General features: G+C 52.9%; 14 protein-coding genes and 1 tRNA gene. 7 read left to right on the top strand and 8 right to left on the bottom strand.

The features are described 5' to 3' along the window. The first annotated feature begins 57 nt into the window (after positions 1-57). On the top strand, positions 58-2,403 hold the full coding sequence (locus B9Z32_RS05365) for a xanthine dehydrogenase family protein molybdopterin-binding subunit (protein ID WP_108421019.1): 2,346 nt from the start codon (positions 58-60) through the stop codon (positions 2,401-2,403). 83 nt (positions 2,404-2,486) lie between these two features. Further along, positions 2,487-2,855, top strand: coding sequence for a hypothetical protein (locus B9Z32_RS05360; RefSeq protein WP_108420265.1), 369 nt, complete (start codon positions 2,487-2,489; stop codon positions 2,853-2,855). 27 nt (positions 2,856-2,882) lie between these two features. Here the strand turns inward: B9Z32_RS05360 and hemW are convergent, their stop codons facing one another. The 3 genes from hemW to rph are packed head-to-tail and all read right to left on the bottom strand — an operon-like array spanning position 2,883 to position 5,466. After that, entirely contained in the window at positions 2,883-4,100 is a 1,218-nt protein-coding gene (gene hemW, locus B9Z32_RS05355) for a radical SAM family heme chaperone HemW (protein WP_108420264.1), read from the bottom strand. Further along, positions 4,101-4,703, bottom strand: coding sequence for a non-canonical purine NTP pyrophosphatase (locus tag B9Z32_RS05350; RefSeq protein ID WP_108420263.1), 603 nt, complete (start codon positions 4,701-4,703; stop codon positions 4,101-4,103). A 4-nt stretch (positions 4,704-4,707) separates the two neighbouring features. Continuing rightward, a complete protein-coding gene (rph, locus tag B9Z32_RS05345; protein ID WP_108420262.1) occupies positions 4,708-5,466 on the bottom strand; it encodes a ribonuclease PH in 759 nt (252 codons plus the stop codon). Between the two features lie 125 nt (positions 5,467-5,591). Between rph and B9Z32_RS05340 the strand changes: the two genes are divergently transcribed. The 4 genes from B9Z32_RS05340 to B9Z32_RS05325 all read left to right on the top strand — a co-directional run bounded on the left by B9Z32_RS05340 (position 5,592) and on the right by B9Z32_RS05325 (position 9,873). Beyond that, a complete protein-coding gene (locus B9Z32_RS05340; protein WP_199219949.1) occupies positions 5,592-6,509 on the top strand; it encodes a YicC/YloC family endoribonuclease in 918 nt (305 codons plus the stop codon). Between the two features lie 49 nt (positions 6,510-6,558). Then, positions 6,559-7,179: a guanylate kinase gene (gene gmk, locus B9Z32_RS05335; RefSeq protein WP_108420260.1), complete on the top strand. Its 621-nt coding sequence runs from the start codon at positions 6,559-6,561 to the stop codon at positions 7,177-7,179. A gap of 19 nt (positions 7,180-7,198) precedes the next feature. Beyond that, positions 7,199-7,399 carry a DNA-directed RNA polymerase subunit omega gene (rpoZ, locus tag B9Z32_RS05330; RefSeq protein WP_055360118.1) on the top strand — a complete coding sequence of 67 codons (201 nt, stop codon included), beginning with the start codon at positions 7,199-7,201 and terminating at the stop codon, positions 7,397-7,399. Between the two features lie 242 nt (positions 7,400-7,641). Next, positions 7,642-9,873 carry a bifunctional (p)ppGpp synthetase/guanosine-3',5'-bis(diphosphate) 3'-pyrophosphohydrolase gene (locus tag B9Z32_RS05325; RefSeq protein WP_108421018.1) on the top strand — a complete coding sequence of 744 codons (2,232 nt, stop codon included), beginning with the start codon at positions 7,642-7,644 and terminating at the stop codon, positions 9,871-9,873. Positions 9,874-9,898: 25 nt separating this feature from the next. Here B9Z32_RS05325 and greB read toward each other — a convergent pair whose 3' ends face one another. The 5 genes from greB to B9Z32_RS05300 form a co-directional block, all read right to left on the bottom strand. Further along, a complete protein-coding gene (gene greB / locus B9Z32_RS05320) occupies positions 9,899-10,474 on the bottom strand; it encodes a transcription elongation factor GreB (RefSeq protein WP_108420259.1) in 576 nt (191 codons plus the stop codon). A gap of 102 nt (positions 10,475-10,576) precedes the next feature. Next, a tRNA-Arg gene (locus B9Z32_RS05315) sits at positions 10,577-10,653 on the bottom strand. Positions 10,654-10,685: 32 nt separating this feature from the next. Further along, positions 10,686-11,666 (bottom strand): D-2-hydroxyacid dehydrogenase, encoded by a 981-nt coding sequence (locus B9Z32_RS05310; protein WP_108420258.1) that lies wholly within the window; start codon positions 11,664-11,666, stop codon positions 10,686-10,688. 60 nt (positions 11,667-11,726) lie between these two features. Then, the gene (locus B9Z32_RS05305) at positions 11,727-12,515 is read right to left on the bottom strand and encodes a class II aldolase/adducin family protein (RefSeq protein ID WP_108420257.1); all 789 of its coding nucleotides are present in this window, start codon (positions 12,513-12,515) and stop codon (positions 11,727-11,729) included. An 8-nt stretch (positions 12,516-12,523) separates the two neighbouring features. Further along, complete coding sequence (locus tag B9Z32_RS05300; RefSeq protein WP_108421017.1) at positions 12,524-13,621, bottom strand: VWA domain-containing protein; 1,098 nt, start codon at positions 13,619-13,621, stop codon at positions 12,524-12,526. A gap of 62 nt (positions 13,622-13,683) precedes the next feature. On the opposite strand from B9Z32_RS05300, the gene B9Z32_RS05295 reads away from it, so the two are divergent. Continuing rightward, positions 13,684-14,595, top strand: coding sequence for a S1C family serine protease (locus B9Z32_RS05295; protein WP_108420256.1), 912 nt, complete (start codon positions 13,684-13,686; stop codon positions 14,593-14,595).

Below are 14,595 nucleotides of genomic sequence, written 5' to 3'. Positions count from 1 at the left end.
TCGTTTGTGCAAAAAACCGGCACCAAAGCTACACTTCGAGCCAAGGAGAAATCGTCTGTGAACTCACCATCTGCCGCCCCCTCAAACCCGAGCCCCCAAGAAAACGCCCGCTTCGGTAGCGGCAAAGCTGTCAAAAGACTAGAGGATCAGCAACTGCTCATTGGCGCGGGTCAGTACACCAACGACGTAGCCCTCCCTGATCAAACCCACCTGGTTTTTTTACGGTCACCTTACCCGCACGCCAAAATTGTGAGCATCGATGCCACTTCAGCCAAGGAAATGCCTGGCGTGCGAGGCGTGTTCACTGGGGCCGATTTGCAGGCTGCAGGCGTCAAACCCATGGCGCGGCCCATGAACTTCAAGCGAGCTGATGGCAGCCCCCTGTCATCTACCACCCGCTACCCTTTGGCCACAGACAGGGTACTGTTTGTGGGTGAGCCTGTTGCGGCGGTTGTAGCCGACACTGAAATGCAGGCTCGGGATGCCGCAGAGGCCATCCAAATTGACTTTGAAGCCTTGCCCAGCGCCACCCTTTTGAGCGATGCACTGGCACCCAATGCCCCGCTTTTTACAGAGGCCCCAGACAACATCGTGGCCGAAACTCGCTATGGCGATGCCGCCGCTACCCAACAAGCCTTTGATCAAGCGGCCCATGTGGTCCATTTGGACATTGTGAACCAGCGTGTGGCCGCGCTATCCATTGAACCCCGTAGCGTTTTGGCCTACCCAGACAACGGCCGGCTAACCATCCGCATGAGCAGTCAAATGCCCACAGGCGTTCGCAATACAGTGTCCGATTTGATCGGCATTGACAAAGAAAAAGTCCGCGTCATTGTGGGCGATGTGGGAGGCGGCTTTGGTATGAAAACCGGCGCCTACGCAGAAGATGTGGTCACCGCTTTTTGCGCCCATACACTGGCCCGTCCCGTCAAATGGATTGCCGATCGCGGCGAAGAGTTTTTAAGCAGCTCACACGGCCGCGACATTCAAACCAAAGCCTCTTTGGCTTTGACCCAAGACGGCAAAATTGTGGGCTTGCGCATCAAAACCTTGGCCAATGTAGGGGCCTACCCCACCATGACCGGTCTGGCCATCCAAATGCTCATAGGCCCTTGGGTGCAAAGCAGTGTGTATGACATTCAAACCATTGATTACCATTTCACGGGGGTCATGACCAACACCGCCAGTACCGGTGCTTACCGTGGAGCAGGCCGACCCGAAGCCATCTACAACATGGAGCGTTTGATGGACGAGGCAGCACGGGTGAGCGGCATTGACCGTGTCGAACTGCGCCGCAAAAACTTCGTCAAGCCCGAACAAATGCCCTACAAAAATCCCATGGGTCAGGTGTACGACACGGGTGCTTTTGAAATGATCATGAATGAGGCTCTGGAAAAAGCAGACTGGCACGGTTTTGCCAACAGGGAAGCAGCCTCCAAAGCCCAAGGCCTCTGGCGCGGCTTGGGCATTGCCACCTTCTTGGAGTGGACGGGTGGCAATGCCCTCGAAGAAAACGTGCAGGTTCAAATTTTGGCCGATGGCATGATTGAGGTTGCCTCTGCAGTCAATGCCATGGGACAGGGTATTGCCACATCGCTGGCCCAATTGGTGGTCGATGTTTTTGGCGTTGACATTTCTCAGGTTCGAGTGGTTTTGGGCGATACCGACCGAGCCAACGGCTTTGGCAGCGCGGGCTCCAGGTCTCTCTTTACCGGAGGATCTGCCATGCGGGTGGGCGCAGAAAAAACCTTGGACAAGGCACGCGACTTGGCCGGACAGGCTTTAGAAGCCTCACCAGCCGATTTGACATACGAAAGTGGCAAGTTCAGCGTCAAGGGCACCGACCTGCAAATTTCATTGGCCGACTTGGCCAAGCGCCAACCAGAGGCACGCATTGAAGTGCAATCAAGCACCACCGCCAGCGGGCCCACTTGGCCCAATGGCTGCCATATTTGTGAAGTTGAGTTCAACCCCCAGACGGGCGAAACCAAAGTGGTGTCTTACACCTCCATGAACGATGCGGGCCGCATCGTCAACCCCATGATTGTCGATGGCCAGCTCGACGGTGGCGCGGTGCAAGGCTTGGGGCAGGCCTTGTTAGAGGGCTTGGTCTACGATGCAGAAAGCGGTCAATTGCTCACCGGAAGTTTGATGGACTATGCCGCCCCTCGCGCCGACATCATGCCGCAAATGTTCCATACATTTACCAACCAAACCGTGCCCAGCACCAACAATGTCTTAGGCGTTAAGGGTGTGGGCGAGTTGGGCACCATAGGGGCAACGCCCTGTGTGGTCAATGCGGTGGCCGATGCTTTTGCCAGAAATGGTCGGGGCCAACAAGCCAGCAACATTCAAATGCCAATGACACCATTCCGCTTGTGGGAACAACTTCAAGGATTGTGAGAAATCATGATCAAAATCAAGCATAGTGAATTTTGTAATCTGTTTTTAATCACAAAATATCATTACGGCTTATAGAATTGCTTATGAATTCAAATAATAAATCAGCCACAGCCAATGCATACATGCGTTTTTTGCAATTGGCCAGAGCCGTTCAACAACTACCTGACGCGCCGCAGTTAGACGCCAATGAAAAAGCTTTGCTTGAAGAAATTGTGCTTCGTTGGTATGAAAACCGTGTCATGTCCGTGCGTGAAGCCATTGGCCTAACGCATTTAGGCTCACCCGCCACTTTGCACAAGCGCATCACGCGCCTGCGTCAAAAAGATTTGCTAAAGACCTTTAACCAGCCCGACGACAAGCGAGCCAAGTACCTCATTCCAACAGACAAAACCATGTCCTTGTTTGGCGACTTCGGCAAGAAAATGAATACAGCCGTAGATTCGCCTGTTTAACCAACAGGCAAGTTTCTAACCCTCGTTTTAAGCCTCTTTTCGGGGCTCTGCCAAGAACAACTCTTGCAGATCACTTAAAAAATCAAACCCTCTTTCGGTCGGCCTTACAAGGGCCATGTTGCGCTCAATCAAACCTTTGGCTTCAGCCTGTGCCAAGCCCTTTTGAATGGCCGTCATGGCCAATCCGGTTCGAGCCATGAAATCGTTCAAGCTGAAGCCTTCTTTCAAGCGCAATGCATTGAGCATGTATTCAAAGGGCAAGTCTTCGCGCGATACTTCTTCGTGCAGCGTGGCTGGTTCGCCCTTGAGAGCTTGCGCCATGTAAAGCTGAGGCTCTCTAAAGCGAACTTGCCGAGCAATGCGATGCGCAAAACTAAGCTTGCTGTGGGCGCCAGCACCAATGCCCAAGTAGTCGCCAAACTGCCAGTAGTTGAGGTTGTGCCAACACCTGTGGCCTGGCTTGGCGTAAGCCGACACCTCGTACCTTTCTAAACCCCGCTGGCCTGTCATCTCTGTGATCAAGTCCATCATGGCATAGGCGTCGTCGTCCTCAGGCAACACAGGCGGATGCTTGGCAAACAAGGTGTTGGGCTCGATGGTGAGGTGGTAAATGGAAATATGAGGCGAATTAAAGCTCAATGCAGTCTCGACATCTTGCTTCAATTCGAGCAGCGTTTGGCCAGGCAAAGCGTACATCAAATCCAAATTGAAGGTCTCGAAGGCAGACTGCGCCTCTTCAATGGCGGCCATGGCTTGATCTCGATTGTGCACACGGCCAAGCGCTTTGAGGTGCGCATCATTGAAGCTCTGCACTCCAATGGACAAACGCGTCACGCCTGCCGCCCTAAAAGCTTTGAAGCGATCTTTCTCAAAAGTGCCTGGGTTGGCTTCAAGGGTGATCTCGGCCTCGGCTTCCAAAGGCAAGCGCGCTCTGATGGCACTGATGAGACGATCGATGCTTGCAGGTGTGAACAAGCTCGGCGTCCCCCCGCCAATGAAAACACTGTGAACGGGTCGCCCCCAAACGAGTGGCAGGCTGGTCTCTAAATCGGCAATGAGGGCATCGATGTAACGCGCTTCGGGCATGCCTTGAGAAGTGTCGCGCCACTCGTGCGAATTGAAATCGCAATAGGGGCATTTTTGAATGCACCAGGGCAAATGCACGTACAAGGAAAGCGGTGGCAAGGATTGCAGTTGCAGCATGCCGGGTCGCATGGCATGCACCACGTCAAAGGCTTGCTTCATTCAAAGACCCCAGCGTTCGCGCATCAGGGCCACCATGGCCAAAGAAGACCGACCGCGATGGCTGTTGGCGTTTTTCACGTCAACCGGCAACTGCGCAAAAGTTTGTCCAAACTCTGGCAAAAACAAAACAGGGTCGAAGCCGAAGCCATTGGTGCCTATAGGCTCTCGCGCAATATCAACTACCACACGACCGACAGCAATCAAGGGCTCGGGGTCAAATGCAGACCTCACAGCCACCAAGGTGCTCACCATGGCCGCACGCCGATTGTCAACAGACGCCATTTGCTCAAGCACGGCACGCACATTGTTGGCATCCGATTTTTCGTAGCCAAACTGTGTGCAGTAGTAAGCCGTGTCAACACCTGGCAGACCGCCAAAGGCATCAATGCACAAACCGGCATCGTCGGCTACTGCCGGCAAACCACTGTGCGCAGCGGCATGGCGTGCTTTGGCCAAGGCATTTTCAACAAACGTTTTGTAGGGCTCTTCGGCTTCCGAAATATTCAGCTCTGACTGCCTCACCAGTTGCACATTGAGCGCACCAAACATGGTTTGCAATTCGGCCAATTTGCCAGCGTTGTTAGACGCCAAAACCATCTTCATGAGATCAAGCTCCGGCGTGGATGTGCGTTTGGCGTGATTGAGTTTGCAATTGCACCAATTGGGCAATGCCTTTTTCTGCCAATGCCAACAAGCTGTCCATTTCTTTGCGCGTAAAGGCCACGCCTTCTGCGGTGCCCTGTACTTCCACAAAGTTGCCAGCACCCGTCATGACCACATTCATGTCGGTGTCGCAAGAAGAGTCTTCGTTGTAATCTAAATCGAGCAAAGCAGTGCCGTCTTTCAAGCCCACCGAAATGGCTGCCACCGAATCCAAAATAGGTGACTCGGTTAATTTGCCCTGGTGCATGAGCCATTCGACTGCATCTTGTGCCGCCACAAAAGCACCAGTGATGCTGGCCGTGCGCGTACCGCCATCTGCTTGAAGCACATCACAATCGAGATGGATGGTTCGCTCGCCCAGTTTTTTCAAATCGAACACGGCACGCATTGAGCGGCCAATGAGGCGCTGAATTTCTTGCGTTCGGCCGCTCTGTTTGCCGCGCGCAGCTTCCCGATCGCCGCGTGTGTGCGTTGCTCGGGGCAACATGCCATACTCTGCCGTAACCCAACCTTCGCCGCTGCCCTTTTTGTGTCCCGGCACTTTCTCCTCTACCGAAGCCGTGCACAAAACACGGGTATCGCCAAACTCAATGAGCACTGAGCCTTCTGCATGCACAGTGAAGCCACGCGTAATTCGCACAGCTCGCAATTGATCATGCTGGCGCTCGTGAGCGCGTTTAAATGGTGTGGTGGTGGTGGTCATGGTGAGGCAATGTTTAAGTTTGAGATAATGGGCTCAATTGGACACAGGCTTTTGCACAGAGGCCAAGCCCCCAACAGATCAGCAGTGCTTGACTGCCTTTCCCTAGATTTCCCTAGAAAGAATCAATGCCAGTTTACAGTATGACCGGGTATGCCAGTGTGCAATCCAGCCCATCTACCGAAGAAGCCAGCACCCATGCCTCGGCCTCCACATCGGTCCGTTTTGGCTTGGAAATTCGATCGGTCAACAGCCGCTTTTTAGATCTGAGTTTTCGCCTGCCCGACGAGTTGCGCCACACCGAACCCGCGCTTCGGGAGCACATCACCCAACACATCAAGCGCGGCAAGGTGGAGGTTCGTGCCGTTTACCACAGCAACCAAGATACCGACCTTGCCGACCCGTCCATTGGCACGCTCCAAAAACTGCTCAGCCTCCAAAACAAAATTCAGAGTTGGCTGCCAGGTGCTCGCGACCTCAGCGTATCGGATGTCATCAAACTGGCTTCTCACGAAAAGTCTGGTACGGGCCTGAACGAAGCCGATCTCATGCCTTTGGTCACCCAAGCTGTAAAAGCTCTCAAAGACGCACGCGCCAGAGAAGGCGCTCGATTGGCCGACATGCTGCAAGACCGTGTTGACCAATTGCGTCAATTGGCAGCCAAAGCTGGCCCCCTGCTGCCCCAATTGGTCGAGCAGCAGCGCCAACGCTTCATTGACCGTTGGAACGAAGCCATGGCCTTGTCAGAAGGCACTGTTTCGTCAGATGTGGCCAAAGACCGCGCGCTCACAGAAGCCACGGCCTTTGCCATTCGCATTGATGTGGCCGAAGAACTCACTCGTTTGGCGTCCCACTTAGACGAAATCAGCCGCCTGGTCAAAAAAGGTGGTGACATTGGCAAACGCCTCGACTTTCTCATTCAAGAGCTCCACCGCGAGGCCAACACCTTGGGCTCTAAATCGGCGGCCCTCGAACTCACCAACATCTCGGTTGAGATGAAGGTGCTCATCGAACAAATGCGTGAGCAGGTGCAAAACATCGAATAAGTGGCCTGCCACCTCTCAATAAGCCCCGGACACCATTACACTCCTTGCCATGGAATATCCTGGAAACCTCTACGTTGTAGCCGCCCCCAGCGGAGCGGGCAAGTCCAGCCTGGTCAAGGCCCTCATGGAACTAGATTCCCGCGTTTTGCCTTCGGTGTCTCACACCACCCGAGCACCTCGGGGTCAAGAAAAACATGGCCGGGAGTACTTTTTTGTCTCCGAACAAGAATTTGATGCCATGGTGGCTGGCGATGCCTTTGTCGAATGGGCCCATGTGCACGGCCATCGATACGGCACTTCCAAGAAAATGCTCGAAGAGCGCATGACACAGGGCTCTGACGTCATCCTTGAAATTGACTATCAAGGTGCTATTCAGATCCAAAAGGTCTTTGGCAATGCCATTTTGATCTTCATCCTCCCCCCCAGCTGGGAAGAGTTGCGCAGCCGTTTGGAGCGCCGCGGTGAAGACAGCTCCAAAACCATCGAACTGCGCTTGCAAAATGCGGCCATTGAGCTGGCTCAGGTCAAAGAATTCGACTTCGTTATAATCAACGAAGTTTTCGATCGCGCCTTGTTTGATCTCAAGGCCATCGTGCACGCTCAGCGACTGAAATATGCAGCCCAGCACCGAGCCCGTGCCGAAACTTTCGAATCCCTCCATATCACCTGAATTTTTACCGGAGACCGTCATGGCCCGCATCACTGTTGAAGACTGCCTCGAGCAAATCCCTAACCGCTTCCAATTGGTTTTGGCCGCCACGTACCGCGCCCGCATGCTGAGCCAGGGCCACACTCCCCGCGTCGAGAGCAAAAACAAGCCAGGTGTTACCGCTTTGCGCGAAATTGCTGCTGGCAAAGTTGGCCTGGAAATGCTCAAAAAAGTAAACTAATTTCTACATCACACCAACCCTTCAGGGCTTGGTCAAAAAATCAGCCCCAAGGTCTCCAAACTTGGGGCTTTTTTTGTGCCTGAATGAGACCCAGGATTCAGGTCTTGCCTAAGGGCTATGAGAAGGTGTCTCAGTCGCGTTACATTTAAGGCATGCGCGCAGCTTTTTCATCTATTTTTCACAAGCCTGGTAGTACTTCAATACCCGGAAAGCGCGACAACGCCCACAACATTCAGCCTGGCATGCCCAGCGCCAGTGCTGCCAATGCCGCCGCGGCCAGCTTTGCAGCCTTGGTTGCCCAACTGAGCTACCTCTCAGCATCCGACATCGAGTTGGTGCGCAAAGCCTACCGAGTTGCAGACGAAGCCCACTTAGGCCAACTTCGCAAAAATGGCCAGCCCTACATCACGCACCCTATTGCAGTGGCCACCCAATGCACTGAATGGAAACTCGATGCGCAGGCGTTAATGGCCGCCTTGATGCACGACGTCATGGAAGACTGTGGCGTGACCAAGTCTGACCTGATTGAAAAGTTTGGTTCGCCCGTGGCCGAATTGGTCGATGGCCTGACCAAATTGGACAAATTGGAATTCAACACCCGAGAAGAAAATCAAGCTGAGTCTTTCCGGAAAATGTTGCTGGCCATGGCGCGAGATGTTCGAGTGATTTTGATCAAATTGGCCGATCGCACGCACAACATGCGCACCATGGATGACATGCCTAGAGAAAAATGGGCCCGCATTTCTTCAGAAACCATCGAGATTTATGCCCCCATTGCGCACCGTTTGGGCTTGAATCAAACCTACCGTGAGTTGCAAGAACTTGCCTTCAGGCACCTCAAGCCTTGGCGCTATGCCGTGCTGTCAAAGGCGGTGGCCAAAGCGCGAAATCGCCGCCGTGATTTGATCCAAAAAGTACATGCAGAACTGGAGTCCACCTTCTCCAAGGCAGGCATTGAGGTTCAAATTTCTGGCCGCGAAAAAACGCTCTATTCCATCTACAAAAAAATGGATGGCAAGCACCTCAGCTTTGCACAGGTGACCGACATCTACGGCTTCCGACTCATTGTGCCGTCGGTCATTGATTGCTATACGGCGCTGGGCATTTTGCATCAGATGTACAAGCCAGTGCCAGGCCGCTTCAAAGATCACATTGCCATTGGCAAAGTCAATGGCTATCAGTCTTTGCACACCACTTTGGTTGGCCCTTCGGGCGTCAATGTGGAGTTTCAAATGCGCACCGAAGCCATGAATGTGGTGGCCGAATCGGGCGTTGCAGCGCACTGGCTTTACAAAGACAAAGAATCAAGCAGCATGGAAGCCGAGCGCTTGGGCACGCAGTGGTTGCAGTCCCTTCTAGACATTCAAAAAGAAACACGCGACGCATCTGAATTTTGGGACCACGTCAAAGTTGATTTGTTTCCCGATGCAGTTTATGTGTTCACACCCAAGAGCCAAATCATGTCGCTACCGCGCGGCGCTACGGTGGTCGATTTTGCCTACATGATTCACAGCAATCTAGGCGATCATTTGGTGGCTGCCAAAATCAACAATCAGCAGGTTCCTTTGCGCACAGAGCTCAAAAATGGCGACGTGGTGGAGGTCATGACAGCGCCTGTGTCTTCACCCAACCCCTCATGGCTTGGCTTTGTCAGAACGGGCCGGGCACGCTCCAGAATTCGACACCACCTCAAAACCATGGCACACAGTGAGTCAATGGACTTGGGGCTCAAACTTCTCACGCAAGCTTTGCGCGCCGAAGGCATTGAAAAAATGCCAGACGATACATCGCGCTACCAAGCCGTGTGGGAAAAAGTTTTGCGATTCACGGGCAACCGAAACAGAAGCGATCTCTTGGTTGATGTGGGGCTTGGCAAACGCATTGCCAGCATTGTGGCCAAACGCATGGCTGCATTGCTCTCAGAGATGGGCGAGAAGCCCGATCCCCTGCTCATGACCCGCGAACGCTTCATGGCCAACGACACCATTTCTCAAGGCGCCATCTTGCTGGATGGCACTGAAAACGCCTCGGTGGTTTATTCACACTGCTGCCGCCCTCTTCCAGGCGACAAGATCATTGGCTACTTAGGCCGCGGCGAAGGATTGGCCGTTCACTCAGCAGACTGCAGCGTGGGCTTGAAGCTTCAGCAAAAAGACAGTGAACGTTTCATTGGAGTGGAATGGTCAGATGAGATCATGCGCAACTTTGAAACCAGCATCAGAGTTACTGTGGTTAACACCAAAGGTGTGTTGGCCCGCGTGGCAGGCACTCTGGCCGACTCAGAGGTTGACATCATTCACGTTGAAATGGGACAGGCCAGTGCGCAAGACGCTGCTGAAAACACTTTCATTATTTCTGTGCGTGATTTGAGCCATCTTGAAACTGTGCTCAAAAACTTGAAGCGCACACCAGCAGTTTTGAATGCTGAACGCATCACGCACCGAGTGCGTGGCCAAAGTTCAGATCAAAAATAAAGTCCTGCTCTTGGGCGCATATTCTTCAAGGAATTGAGGGCTTTGAAGGCGCTGGATACGTCACATCGAGCACCTCAATTTCGCGCCAGCCTTGCGGTGTGACCAACTTCAATACATCACCTGTGCTCGACTTAAGCAAGGTGCGTGCAATGGGCGATACCCAACTCACCTCACCCTTCAAACTGTCGGCCTCGTCAATGCCCCGAATGGTGACTGTGCGCTCTACCCCGTTTTCTTCAACATAGGTCACGGTGGCACCAAAGAAAACTTGGGACCTGCCGTGATGCACGCTTGGATCTGTAACTTCAGCAATTTCCAATCGTTTGGTCAAAAAGCGAATGCGCCGGTCAATTTCGCGCAGTCTTTTTTTGCCATAAAGGTAATCACCATTTTCAGAGCGGTCGCCATTGCTGGCGGCCCAATGCACAATTTCGACCACCTTGGGGCGTTCATCGTCGATGAGGCTAAAGAGCTCTGCGCGCAAATTGGCGTAGCCCTGCGGGGTCATGTAGTTGCGTGTGCCCGCGGGCAGGGGCGGCAGGCTGGGATCTTCGCCATCGTCGTCTGCAGCGTCTGTTTCGCGCGTGAAAGCTTTGCTCATGGCCGTGTTTGAAGAAATTCCGTTGGATCCGGTTGGCACAAAGAAAAACAGCCTAGGGGCGTAAGCCTCTAAGCTGTGTTCTAGTCTCGAAAAATCGAAATCTGGTGCGGCTGGCAGGAATCGAACCCACGACCCCTTGGTTCGTAGCCAAGTACTCTATCCAGCTGAGCTACAGCCGCGAAGCTCTGGATTGTAGCACGGTATTTTTTGCTTATTTCGCCCAAGTAGCCAGATTGTCTAAAAACATTTGGCTCACCCGAGCTTCATTGCCACTTGAAAAACCCGCAGAGTGCGGCGTCAAGATCACATTGGGCAAACTCCAAAGTGGAGATGCAGGGGGTAGCGGTTCGTGCTCAAAAACATCCAGATACGCACTGCCCAAATTGCCGGTTTGCAGGGCTTCTATCAAATCCTTCTCAACCACCACTTCACCGCGCGCTACATTGACCAAGCCAGCGCTGTTAGGCAGCAAAGCCAATCTGCGGGCATCGAACAAACCCCGGGTGGTGGCAGTCAGGGGGCACATCAAAACAACCCAGTCGGTGCTTGGCAGCGCAGCATCGAATGTTTCGTAAGTCAACATTTCGATGTGCGATGAGCCAGCAGCAGAGGGGTGGGAGTTACTGGCATGGGCTTGTTGTCGAACCACTTTCAAGCGCAGTCCCAACATGGACAAAAACTGCGCAACCCTTTGCGCAATAGGGCCCCAGCCCACGAGCATCGCTGTTTGCCCTGCCAAATCTGGCGGCAATTGGGAACCTAGCAACGGCGCCCATTTTTTCTGATGCATGGCATGAACCAACTCTGGAAATTTGCGCGACAAAGCCAACAAGCCTGCCAAGGCGGTTTGGGCCACCACTTCGGAATTGGCTCCCGAGGAAGTTGCCACCTGCACACCCTTTGCTTTAAGGCGCACATAAATGTCTCGATCTGCCCCCGCAGAGTGAATGTGAACCCAACGTAAATTTGGCGACTCATCTAAAACTTGATAACAAGCTTTGAGGCTGGGGGCCAGTTCGTGTTTGGTCGACAAGCCAGTGACGTCTCGTGAAACAAAAGCACAGTCAAAGTCGCGTCGACCCAATGCCACAGCTTGCTCGAAGCTCACGCACTCAAAGGGCCTTTCGGCCATGACGCGCGCAATATGCGAAGACAAGCCACGCAAGGCCAACTCAGAAAGCAAAATCTTCATTGATGTGTTCTGTTGATTTCTGTAGTGTTCTGAGACGTTCTTTTCTAACTTGTTGCGCAATCAAGTTTTATAGCTTGGATCCATGCGGTCTAGTTTGCGCAGCAGTGCAGGCCACTCCATCAAACCATAGGGCCTGCGGGTGCTGGGTTGGTAGTTGTTCCAAGTTTCTTCCAGCACTTCTGGCGCCACCTTCACAAAAGGTGTATTGCACGCCATGGCAGCCAACTGCGAGTGACACGCCAGCTCCAATCGGTGCATCCAGTTAAAGGCTTCGCCCACACTTTTGCCTACTGTCAAGGCACCATGGTTGCGCAAAATCAAAGCTTCGCCTTGTCCCAAATCTTGGAGCAGCGAAGCTTTTTCTTCGTGATTGAGCACAACACCTTGATAGTCATGGTACGCAATTTTCAAAAAGCGCATGGCGGTTTGCGTCAAGGGCAGCAAGCCACATTCAAGCGATGACACTGCCATAGAAGCCCAACTGTGAGTGTGAATGACGCAACTGACTTCAGGTCTGGCTTCATGTATGGCACTGTGTATGACATAGCCGGCTTTGTTGATGCCGTAGTTCAAGTCACCGAAGTCTGGCTTGTCCAAAATATTGCCGTGAATGTCAATTTTGATCAGGCTTGAAGCTGTGATTTCTTCGTACATCATGCCGTAGGCATTGATCAAGAAGGCACCTTCTTCTCCGGGAACACTGCAAGAGACATGGTTGGCCATCATGTCGGACATTCCGTAAATGTCGACCAACCTGTAGCACGCCGCCAAATCGACACGGGCTTGCCACTCTTCGGGAGTGCACCGATGTTTCATTGATTCAATTTTCAAGATACCGTTTTCAAGCATGGCGAAACCTACGTTGCCGATTTAAAAGAATTTTGAGGCGCTATTTTGAACCACAGCGCCGAGAGAAAGATGGCAAGCAAAACCAGCAGAAGTGCCAAGCCAGAAAGCAAAGCTGTAATTTCTGTGTCGCGTTTTTCCAGCGTGAATTGAGTGGAGAGGTGCTTGTAAACCTGCTTTAAATCTTCTGCCGAACCAGCCTTGAAATAGTCTGCCTCTGTGATCTTGGCAACTCCTTTTAAACTTTCTTCGTCTACTTGTGTGAAAAAAGAATAGCCTTCGTAGCCGGGAATAAAGCCATTGGGCGTTCCAAAACCCACGGTATAAACTCTCACTCCCAAATCGGCTGCCATCTGGGCCGCCTTCAAGGGATCGGGGCCAGTGGTGCGGCGGCCATCGGTTAGCAACACAATGGCGCCACCCTTGTAAGAACCCGGCGGTTCGGCAGGACGCTCTGCAGGCTTGGGTTTGGCATCTAGGCTCTGGGCACCGCCTGACTGCCCAGCATTGCCCTGGGGGTTGTAGCCAAAAGGATTGGGGTTGTAAAGCGCAGCCTCTAAGTCAATTTTTGCCTCTGGTCGCAAAGTGTTCAAGGCCAACAAAAGCCCACTGCCCGTGGCCGTTCCGCGCTGCAATTGAAACCGATCGATGGCGGCAACAAGTTCATCTTTGTCTTGAGAAACATGTTGCACAACCTGAGCATTGCCCGCAAAAGAAACAATACCAACCCGCACATTGCTAGGTAAATCTTGCAAAAATTCTTTGGCTGCTTTTTGGGCAGCCTTGATGCGGCTGGGATCCACATCCTCGGCCAACATGCTTCTTGAAACGTCCATCGCCATAATCAGAGTCATGTAGTCGGCCGGCAACGTAACGCGGGCCATCGGTCTGGCACTGGCCAATAACAAGAGCGCTACCGCCAAAGCAATCAAAGCTGGCGGCACGTGGCGCCGCCAAGGCGATGGCAAGGACATGTTTTGCAAGATCCAGGAAACGCCAGAAAAAGCCACCACTTGCTGCCGTTTGCGCTTTAACAGCCACACATAACCCGCCACCAAGAGCGGCAAGAGCAAAAGCGACCAAAGCATGTGTGTGTGTATAAATTGCATAGCCAACAAGTTTTTCGCAAGTTTCACCAATTTACCATTGAAGCTTATGTTATGGTTATTTGATGAAACGAGAGCCGGTTTTTAGCAAAAGCCCGCAAGCTAGGGCTTCGATACCGCAAACCACTGCGGAACTAAACATGCCCGCCTCACTTCCCTCTGCCACAACGCCACTCTCCTGGCGCTCTAAGTTCAGGTGGGATTTTGCGGCTATCTTCTTGCTTGGAGTCGTATTCAGCTTGGTGGTCATGGGAGTTTTTCTCATACAGCGAAGCACACCCAAAGCCCTCACACAACAAGACATCGATGGCGCCGTTTTGCACACGCTTCAAACCAAAGAGCTGCCATCGGCCAGTGCCAGGGCGGCCGCATCGGTGCAAGGTGCTGTGGTGCACGTTCAATCGTATGTGACCGATCCCAAAAACAAAGACCAAGACAAAGAAAGTGGTGTGGGCACCGGCGTGGTCATCAAAGACGATGGCACTATCTTGACCAACTTTCACGTCATTGCGGGCGCCAAAAAATTGAAGGTCACTTTTTTTGATGGCACCGAAGCTGAAGCCATTGTTGTGGCAGTACAGCCCGACAAAGACTTGGCAGTGATCAAACCACAGAAAATTCCAGACGACCTTGAACCCGCCATTCTGGGCTCCAGCCAACAGCTTTTGCCTGGTGACATGGTGGTCGCTGTTGGCTTTCCGTTTGGCATTGGCCCTTCTGTTTCTGCAGGTGTCGTGTCGGGGCTCAATCGCCAATTCAAATCGCCTGATGGCACTCAAGTTCTCACAGGCTTGATTCAATTTGATGCAGCCGCCAATCCAGGCAACTCCGGTGGGCCTTTGGTCAATGTATCGGGCGAAGTGGTTGGCATTGTGACCGCCATCTTGAACCCAACTTCGGCTCGAACCTTTATTGGCATTGGCTTTGCAACCACCATCGAAAGTGCAGGCTCAGCGGTGGGGCTGCCACCTTTTTAA

This window comes from Limnohabitans sp. MMS-10A-178, assembly GCF_003063375.1.
Classification (GTDB): domain Bacteria; phylum Pseudomonadota; class Gammaproteobacteria; order Burkholderiales; family Burkholderiaceae_C; genus Limnohabitans_A.
Note: the sequence above shows the minus strand (reverse complement) of the source record. Positions and strands in the feature narration are given on the sequence as shown.

Bases quoted from the DNA above. Each gene is read 5' to 3' on its own strand.
- B9Z32_RS05360 (WP_108420265.1), top strand. From the start codon at position 2,487: ATGAATTCAAATAATAAATCAGCCACAGCCAATGCATACATGCGTTTT.
- hemW (WP_108420264.1), bottom strand. From the start codon at position 4,100: ATGAAGCAAGCCTTTGACGTGGTGCATGCCATGCGACCCGGCATGCTG.
- B9Z32_RS05350 (WP_108420263.1), bottom strand. From the start codon at position 4,703: ATGAAGATGGTTTTGGCGTCTAACAACGCTGGCAAATTGGCCGAATTG.
- rph (WP_108420262.1), bottom strand. From the start codon at position 5,466: ATGACCACCACCACCACACCATTTAAACGCGCTCACGAGCGCCAGCAT.
- B9Z32_RS05340 (WP_199219949.1), top strand. From the start codon at position 5,592: ATGCCAGTTTACAGTATGACCGGGTATGCCAGTGTGCAATCCAGCCCA.
- gmk (WP_108420260.1), top strand. From the start codon at position 6,559: ATGGAATATCCTGGAAACCTCTACGTTGTAGCCGCCCCCAGCGGAGCG.
- rpoZ (WP_055360118.1), top strand. From the start codon at position 7,199: ATGGCCCGCATCACTGTTGAAGACTGCCTCGAGCAAATCCCTAACCGC.
- B9Z32_RS05325 (WP_108421018.1), top strand. From the start codon at position 7,642: ATGCCCAGCGCCAGTGCTGCCAATGCCGCCGCGGCCAGCTTTGCAGCC.
- greB (WP_108420259.1), bottom strand. From the start codon at position 10,474: ATGAGCAAAGCTTTCACGCGCGAAACAGACGCTGCAGACGACGATGGC.
- B9Z32_RS05310 (WP_108420258.1), bottom strand. From the start codon at position 11,666: ATGAAGATTTTGCTTTCTGAGTTGGCCTTGCGTGGCTTGTCTTCGCAT.
- B9Z32_RS05305 (WP_108420257.1), bottom strand. From the start codon at position 12,515: ATGCTTGAAAACGGTATCTTGAAAATTGAATCAATGAAACATCGGTGC.
- B9Z32_RS05300 (WP_108421017.1), bottom strand. From the start codon at position 13,621: ATGCAATTTATACACACACACATGCTTTGGTCGCTTTTGCTCTTGCCG.
- B9Z32_RS05295 (WP_108420256.1), top strand. From the start codon at position 13,684: ATGAAACGAGAGCCGGTTTTTAGCAAAAGCCCGCAAGCTAGGGCTTCG.